General features: G+C 47.1%; 7 protein-coding genes. All 7 read left to right on the top strand.

Going from position 1 to position 7,466, the window contains the following annotated elements; genetic code table 11:
- Positions 1-130: 130 nt before the first annotated feature.
- The 7 genes from DBR30_RS09165 (at position 131) to DBR30_RS09130 (ending at position 7,428) form a co-directional block, all read left to right on the top strand.
- Positions 131-871 carry a glycosyltransferase family 2 protein gene (locus tag DBR30_RS09165; protein ID WP_108588314.1) on the top strand — a complete coding sequence of 247 codons (741 nt, stop codon included), beginning with the start codon at positions 131-133 and terminating at the stop codon, positions 869-871.
- 38 nt (positions 872-909) lie between these two features.
- A complete protein-coding gene (locus DBR30_RS09160; RefSeq protein ID WP_108588313.1) occupies positions 910-1,713 on the top strand; it encodes a glycosyltransferase family 2 protein in 804 nt (267 codons plus the stop codon).
- Positions 1,714-1,835: 122 nt separating this feature from the next.
- Positions 1,836-2,567 carry a glycosyltransferase family 2 protein gene (locus DBR30_RS09155; protein WP_201951848.1) on the top strand — a complete coding sequence of 244 codons (732 nt, stop codon included), beginning with the start codon at positions 1,836-1,838 and terminating at the stop codon, positions 2,565-2,567.
- A 292-nt stretch (positions 2,568-2,859) separates the two neighbouring features.
- The gene (locus DBR30_RS09145) at positions 2,860-3,975 is read left to right on the top strand and encodes a polysaccharide export protein (protein WP_108542349.1); all 1,116 of its coding nucleotides are present in this window, start codon (positions 2,860-2,862) and stop codon (positions 3,973-3,975) included.
- Positions 3,976-4,221: 246 nt separating this feature from the next.
- Positions 4,222-4,650, top strand: a complete 429-nt coding sequence (locus DBR30_RS09140) for an arsenate reductase/protein-tyrosine-phosphatase family protein (RefSeq protein WP_042018640.1) — start codon at positions 4,222-4,224, stop codon at positions 4,648-4,650.
- Positions 4,651-4,712: 62 nt separating this feature from the next.
- Positions 4,713-6,887, top strand: a complete 2,175-nt coding sequence (locus DBR30_RS09135) for a polysaccharide biosynthesis tyrosine autokinase (protein WP_108542348.1) — start codon at positions 4,713-4,715, stop codon at positions 6,885-6,887.
- Between the two features lie 280 nt (positions 6,888-7,167).
- Positions 7,168-7,428, top strand: a complete 261-nt coding sequence (locus DBR30_RS09130; RefSeq protein WP_108542347.1) for a hypothetical protein — start codon at positions 7,168-7,170, stop codon at positions 7,426-7,428.
- Positions 7,429-7,466 lie beyond the last annotated feature (38 nt).

The raw sequence follows: 7,466 nt of genomic DNA, 5'->3' as shown, positions 1-7,466 counted from the left end.
CTTATATTTATAGTGTCGATGATTCCAAGAAATAGAAATGCTGTATTGGGGAATGAGGGGGGGTAGTAAATTTTTAACCGACTTGTCGTAAACTCTAATCAATTATTGATATGTGTGGTGCGAGGTGTAAATGCTAACGGGAAGAATGTTTGACATTGGTTTAAAAAATACGTTAAAGAGGTTGGAGTTTGATAAGAGTGTCGGTTCGATACAAGATGATATATATAAAAAAAGAGCCAGTTCACCCACATTGTCTGCAGTCTTCAGAGTAAAAAATGCAGCAACATACTTAGAGGTATCTATAAGCTCGCTCGCTCTTATTTGTAGAGAAATCATTATTGTTGATAATAATTCATCTGATGCGACTCTTGAAATTGCTTACAGATTGAAAGATCAACTATCTCATCTGTGTATAATTAAAATCTATTGTTATAATCATAAGCTGGCTATTGCTGGAGAGAGTTATTCTCGCAATCTAACAAAGGAGAACTCATTAGCAGCATATTATAACTTTGCTTTCTCAAAAGCCACTTCTGATTACGTCATGAAAGCAGATGCTCATTTGTTGTATACTCCATCAGCGCTTATTAAAATTCAAAATCTAATGAGAAAAAATAAGAGGGTAATAATATTTAGAGGCGTTGAAGTATATGGAATGAAGTTATCCTTTGAAAGATATGTTTTTAAAAATGATGGTTCATTTAATTTTGTTGATGGCGAATATTACGAAGAATTGAAGTTTGATTATAAGCTTTCTAAGCTTGAACAATATCGTTCTACAATATTTACACCATGCTTTATTCATTTTAAGAGAATTCGTTATATAAATATGATAGGGCAAGAAAATTTAGTTGAAAAGTTATATAGATAACTTTGGCATGTAGATTGTTTATTTTGGAGAGTGCGTAAGTGATTAATGTTGTTGTGTTTAATTGGAATTATTCTGATTTTTTGACAAAACTACTGACAAAGATGGAGCCAATTTATAATGACGCATACTTCAGGATACTGATTTGCGATGATGGTTCCACAGATGATAGCCTTAAGATCATACATGAATATGTTTCCAAGGGGATTAATAACATTGTTGTTTTTGAAAGGAGTGAGCTTAACTACGGAAGAAAAATGCCATACATGGGGCAAATTGAAAGTTTAGGGAAAGTCATGGCAAGTGATTATTTTTCATCATCAGACTATTATTGGCTTATGGATGCAGATGATTACTTCGACTTCTCAATCATAAGCGCTGAATTCAAACGAAAAATCGAGTCATCTGTAGTAAACTTTACTCAAGTGAAAAATGTTTCTGAAAATGATATATATTATGAAAATATAAAAAGAAAAGTTTGCTTTAACAGTTCAATATTCCCCACGATATCTGTTACATCATCGATTATTGTTTCAGGATTTTTTTTAGAAAAATATAAGGCGTTCATCTTCAAAGACGGCTTTGATGATGTATGGTTAGATTCTCGTATTAACATGCTTGCATGTTTACTAAACTCTGATGAAGTGGCATATATAGACGAGCACGTTTGCCGTTTAATCCATGGTGGGAATGACTCCATTAATATGCCTGTGTTACGGGCTCTAAAAAAACAGATCGTTGCTCACAATTATTATAAGTTTATCAATGGAAATAAATTTTTACGGCATCATAGGATGATAATTCTTTGGTGTGCTTCAAAGTTAATTCGCCCATTTAAACGTTAGCATTTTTAATTCGGTTTTATTTGATAGTAAAGTCATAATTCAGAGCGCTTATATACTGGGCGATATGTTATGACTATGATTTTATGAATGCGTGGTGTTTAATATAGGAAAGGCTTTTAGCCATGATTGAAACAGTATCAATTATTATGCCTGCTTACAATGCGGAAGCATTCATAGTATCCAGTATTAACTCTGTGTTAGCTCAGACTTATGAAGACTGGAAATTGTATGTTATTGATGATGCATCGATAGACAATACTGAAAGCTTGGTTTTATCTTTTAATGATCCAAGGATTTGTTATATTCGGCAAGTCAGTAACCAAGGAGTATCAATAGCTAGAAATGTTGGGATCTCTGCTGCTCAGGGACGTTATATTGCATTTCTCGATAGTGATGACCAATGGACTAAAAACAAACTAAAGAGCCAATTATTTATGTTGGAAAATGGCTATGACGTCGTCTGTAGCAACTATTCAACATTTAGTAATTCGATAGACTCCACGATATCCACAAGAACTTTCCCTAGTGAGTTTACTTATTCTGATATGCTAACCGGAAATAAAATTGGGAACCTTACTGGTGTGTACAATCAGGAACGTATAGGTAAGGTTTTTCAGCGTCAAGTTGGACATGAAGACTATATTATGTGGCTTGATGTGATGAGCCGCACATCGAAATGTTTCTGTGTGCAAGACAATTTGGCGTATTATAGAGTGTCAGAGAAATCACTCTCTGGAAACAAGTTTAAAGCCAGTTTGTGGCAATGGGATATATATAGAAAACATTTAGGTCTTGGTGTTTTTAAAAGTGCTTACTATTGGCATTGTTATGTATTGAATGCATTGGTGCGTTAGTTTTCTATAGCATATGAGAATTTGGCGTTATTATTGCGGCTCAATTTGTCACAGTTATGTTTATAATTTGGCTGGTTGTCAAATTGGGCCTGAGTGATTAGAGTAATCCAATCATCAACGGTATAACTTGGTTGCATGATAATCATATTTTTATAGATGTTATCTTCCAGAGCCATGCTTACTTTTATTTGGTGATTTTTTATAAATTCCTCTCATATTTATCCGAAATTTCCGCTATCATACGGCGATTTTTCCGTTCAGTTCTTGATGGCAAGCTTAATAAGGTGTGGTAGTGAAAAGGATTCAGCTCATTCCTCTGTTGTCGGCCGTGGCCCTGCTCAGTGCATGTACTGTGGTGCCCGGTACCAATCTTTCCACCAGTGGCAAAACCGAGGTGGCTACAGGCTCCGTTGATGTTGATCAGATGGCAGATGTCTATCCGGTCACACCGGCGTTGATCAGCCAGCTGCGCAAGTCGCCGGTGGTGGGCAAGGCCAACCCCGAGCTCAATAGCGAGATCAGCCGTTACGAGTACCGAATCGGTGTGGGCGACATCCTCAATGTCACTGTATGGGATCACCCCGAGTTGACCATCCCGGCTGGTTCTTACCGCAGTGCCAGCGAAGCGGGCAACTGGGTGCATGCCGATGGCACCATCTTCTACCCCTATATCGGCAAGGTGGACGTGGTGGGTAAAACTGTCGCACAGATCCGTACCGATATCGCCAAGCGCCTGGCCCAGTATATCGAGAGCCCGCAGGTGGATGTGAGCATTGCGGCGTTCCGCTCCCAGAAGGTTTATATCTCCGGTGAGGTAACCAAGCCGGGCGCCCAGCCTATCACCAATGTGCCGATGACCCTGCTCGATGCCTTCAATCTGGCTGGCGGGTTGACCCCGACCGCGGATTGGCACCATGTGGTGTTGACCCGCCAGGGCAAGGAGTTCCCGCTCTCCATGCAGGATCTGCTGCAGTATGGGGATCTCTCTCACAATCAGCTGATGCGTGACGGCGACATGCTCTATGTGCCGCGCAACGATGCCCAGAAAGTTTTTGTGATGGGTGAAGTCAACAAGGCATCGACCCTGACCATTGGTCGTGAGGGGATGAGCCTGACAGAAGCGCTAAGCAGTGCCGAGGGCCTTAACCAGAATGCCGCCAATGCGACCGGCATCTTCGTATTGCGCCCTGCCGCGAAAGCCCAAGAGAAAGCCGCCATTTATCAACTCGACCTGAGTGATGCCACCGCGCTGGTGATGGGTACCGAGTTTGCGTTGCAACCTTACGACGTGGTCTATGTCACAACGGCGCCGGTGACGCGCTGGAATCGCGTGTTGAGTCAGCTGGTGCCCTCCATCAACGGCTTTAATGAGCTGACCGAAGGCATGCTGCGGGTTCGCAACTGGTAAGGCCGTGATGTTGCTTAACCTCTCCCGCTGGATTGACGTGTAGCAGTACTCCCTCAGGGAGACGGCATTGAGGGGGGCTGATGCCTCCTTTATCTTCGATTGTTTGTTGCCTTGATACGGTGACGATACGGTGACAAACGGGGAGGATAGGGCAGGGCAGTATGCCCTCTATCCGCCTTCCTTCAGGAAGATGCACGTAGTGAGGGGCGGTGGCTGCAGATTTTATTTTTAGAGAGCGACAGCGATATGTTTGAAAAAATTCTTGTGGTGTGTGTGGGCAATATTTGCCGCTCCCCAACCGGTGAACGACTGCTTCGCGAGCGTTTGCCCGGCCGTCAGGTCAGTTCTGCCGGGGTCAGTGCCCTGGTTGACAAGCCGGCCGACAAGGTCGCGAGCGAGGTGGCGCAGCAGCATGGGCTTTCCCTAGAGGGACACTCGGCGCGCCAACTGACCCGCGAACTCTGTCAGGATGCCGATCTGATCCTGGTGATGGAGAAAGGGCATATCTCTGCCGTCACGGCCATCGACCCGGGGGCTCGTGGCAAAACCATGCTGTTTGGCCACTGGCAGGGGGAGAGTGAAGTGCCCGATCCCTATCGTCTGAGTCGGGAAGCTTACGAACATGTTTACCAGCTGTTGGTGCGTAGCGCCGATGGGTGGGCGAAAAAACTGTAACGACATCCGCAGCGTCTGGTGGTGTTTGGGTTGTATCTGACTATAAAAATGGATTGTGTTTAATGACGACTTCTTCTGTTTCGTCCCGGCAGAGCAGTGCCGCGGTGGAGAATGACGAGATCGATCTGGGGCGCCTGCTGGGTTACCTGATCGATGGCCGTTGGTGGATTGTGACGATCACCGCTCTGTTTATGGTTCTTGGCGTTGCATACGCCCTGTTGGCGACCCCGGTCTTCAAGGCAAACGCCTTGTTGCAGGTGGAGAAAAAAGCCAGTGGTGCTGCGCTGCTCGGGGATATGGCTGACGTATTGGGCGGTGAACAGCCCGATGCTGCCGCCGAAATTGAGCTGCTGACTTCTCGTATGGTGCTTGGCCGTACAGTGCAAGAGCTTCACCTCGATACCGTAGTGACACCCAATTTCTTCCCGCTGGTTGGCCGTGGTCTGTCACGGCTGATGGGGCACCCCTATCCCAAGATGGCGGTAAGCCGTTTTGAAGTTGCGCCTGAATTGCTGGGGACGCCGTTGACGCTGACGGTTGACGCAGACAAACACTTTACCCTTGAGGTTGAGGGGCGGGTGCTGGAAGGTCAGGTAGGCAAGCTGCTTGAGAAAGAGGATGTCACCCTGCTTTTGTCTGATGTGGCAGCCGATGAGGGGCAAGTCTTCACGCTGGTCAAACAACCGGCTCTGGATGTGATTGCCGAGTTGCAGCGCGATCTTCAGGTCAGTGAAAAGGGCAAAAATACCGGGATCATCTCGCTGGCGCTGGAAGGGGATGACAAGGGCCGCATTCGTGCAGTGCTCGACAATATCAGCCAGAACTATCTGCAGCAGAATGTGGTACGCAAGACCGAAGAGGCCCAGAAGAGCCTGGATTTCTTGCAGACGCATCTGCCTCAGGTCAAAGAGGAGCTGAATCGTTCTGAAGAGCAGTTGAATGTTTATCGCCAGCAGAATGAGTCGGTCGATCTGTCGCTGGAAGCGAAAGCCGCACTGGATACCATGGTGGGCCTCGAGAAGCAGCTCAATGAGCTGACCTTCCGGGAAGCGGAGTTGCAGCAACTCTATACCCGCCAGCACCCCGCTTACATCGCCCTGATGGAAAAGCGCCAGACCTTGATGAATACCAAAAATGCGATCAACAAGTCGATCAAGCGTCTGCCAAAAACCCAGCAGGAGATTTTGCGTCTGACCCGTGATGTGCAGGTTGGTCAGGAGATCTTCGTCCAGCTGCTCAACAAGCAGCAGGAGCTCAATATCATGAAGGCGGGCACCATCGGCAATGTGCGGATCATCGATGATGCCGCTGTTGAGACGAAAGCGGTCAAGCCGAAGAAACCGTTGATCGTGGTACTGGCGACCCTGCTGGGTGGCATGCTGTCGGTGGGGTTGATCCTGGTGCGCGCTGCCTTCCACCGTGGTGTGGAAAGCCCGGAACAGTTGGAAGAGATGGGGCTGTCGGTCTATGCCACCATCCCCTACTCCTCTGAGCAGGCCACCATCGAGCAGCAGCAGAAGAAGCGGCGACAGGCAATGCCTCTCAACGAGGCCTTGCTGGCTGCGCGAAATCCGGCCGATCTGGCGATGGAGTCACTGCGTAGTCTGCGAACCAGCCTCCATTTCGCCATGATGGAAGCCAAAAACAACATAGTGATGATCTCAGGCCCCGGCCCGGGTCTTGGCAAAACGTTCGTGTCGACCAACTTCGCTGCCACGTTGGCTCTGGGCGGCAAGAAGGTGCTGGTTATCGATGCCGACTTGCGCAAAGGCTATATGCAGAAGGTCATGGGGCAGGAGATGGGCGCCGGTCTGAGTGCCTATCTGGCGGGTCAGACAGAGCTGGCACAGGTTGTGAGCCAGACCGGGTTTGATGGCCTTGATTTTGTCTGTCGTGGGGCTGTGCCACCCAACCCTTCCGAGCTGTTGATGCACCCTCGTTTCAAAGCGCTGCTGGATTGGGCGAGCGAGCACTACGATTTTGTCATCGTTGACTCCCCTCCCATCCTGGCGGTCACCGATGCTGCCATTGTTGGTCAGCATGTGGGCGCATCCTTGCTGGTTGCCCGCTTCGCCAAGACTGCGGTCAAAGAGGTGGAGGTGGCCATTCGCCGCTTCGAGCAAAACGGGGTCGCTATCAAGGGGATCTTGCTCAACGCGGTCGAGAAGAAGGCGAGCAGTTATTACGGTAACTACGGATATTATCAATACAGTTATGGCAGCAAGGAAAAAGCCTGACATTCTGTTTGGATAACCGCAATAGGTCAATGCAGGGTGCGTCTTCATGGCGCACCTTTTTTATGACCACCATAAAATAGTTTTCGAATGCAACCTGTATTTCAGTGCAATAATAGCGTCCCGATGGTATGCTATATTTGCAATTATCTATGTTTACAATGAGTTACTTAACTTTTTGTGAACATGGCAATGCGCTGGTAAAGGGATATATGGTAATAGCATTGTTGTCATGCCATATTTTCTCCGAGCCACAAGTAGACAATAAACAAGGAAAGATGAAATGAAAAAAACCGCCCTGATTCTGGCTGCTGCCATGGCATTCTCTCATGGTGTGATGGCTGCTGAAGAAACTGCTGCTACTGCATCCACCGGTTCTGCCGGCGCTGCAGGTGCTGGTGCTGCCAGTGCTGCTGCCATCGGGACTGGCACCATTGTTGCCGTTGGTGTAGGTGCTGCGGTTATTGCTGGTGTTGCCATTGCAAATGCCAACTCCAACGATGATGCCGGCCGTGGTACCGGAACCACAACCAGTACTCGTTAATATGATATAGGGCTGCTTTGGCAGCCTTATTTTTTTAT

Origin of the sequence: Aeromonas sp. HMWF017, assembly GCF_003061465.1 — a bacterium.
GTDB lineage: Bacteria > Pseudomonadota > Gammaproteobacteria > Enterobacterales > Aeromonadaceae > Aeromonas > Aeromonas veronii.
This window is presented reverse-complemented; position numbering and strand designations above follow the sequence as displayed.

Coding starts and splice junctions, on each gene's coding strand:
- DBR30_RS09165 (WP_108588314.1), top strand. CDS start 131: ATGCTAACGGGAAGAATGTTTGACATTGGTTTAAAAAATACGTTAAAG.
- DBR30_RS09155 (WP_201951848.1), top strand. CDS start 1,836: ATGATTGAAACAGTATCAATTATTATGCCTGCTTACAATGCGGAAGCA.
- DBR30_RS09140 (WP_042018640.1), top strand. CDS start 4,222: ATGTTTGAAAAAATTCTTGTGGTGTGTGTGGGCAATATTTGCCGCTCC.
- DBR30_RS09135 (WP_108542348.1), top strand. CDS start 4,713: ATGACGACTTCTTCTGTTTCGTCCCGGCAGAGCAGTGCCGCGGTGGAG.
- DBR30_RS09130 (WP_108542347.1), top strand. CDS start 7,168: ATGAAAAAAACCGCCCTGATTCTGGCTGCTGCCATGGCATTCTCTCAT.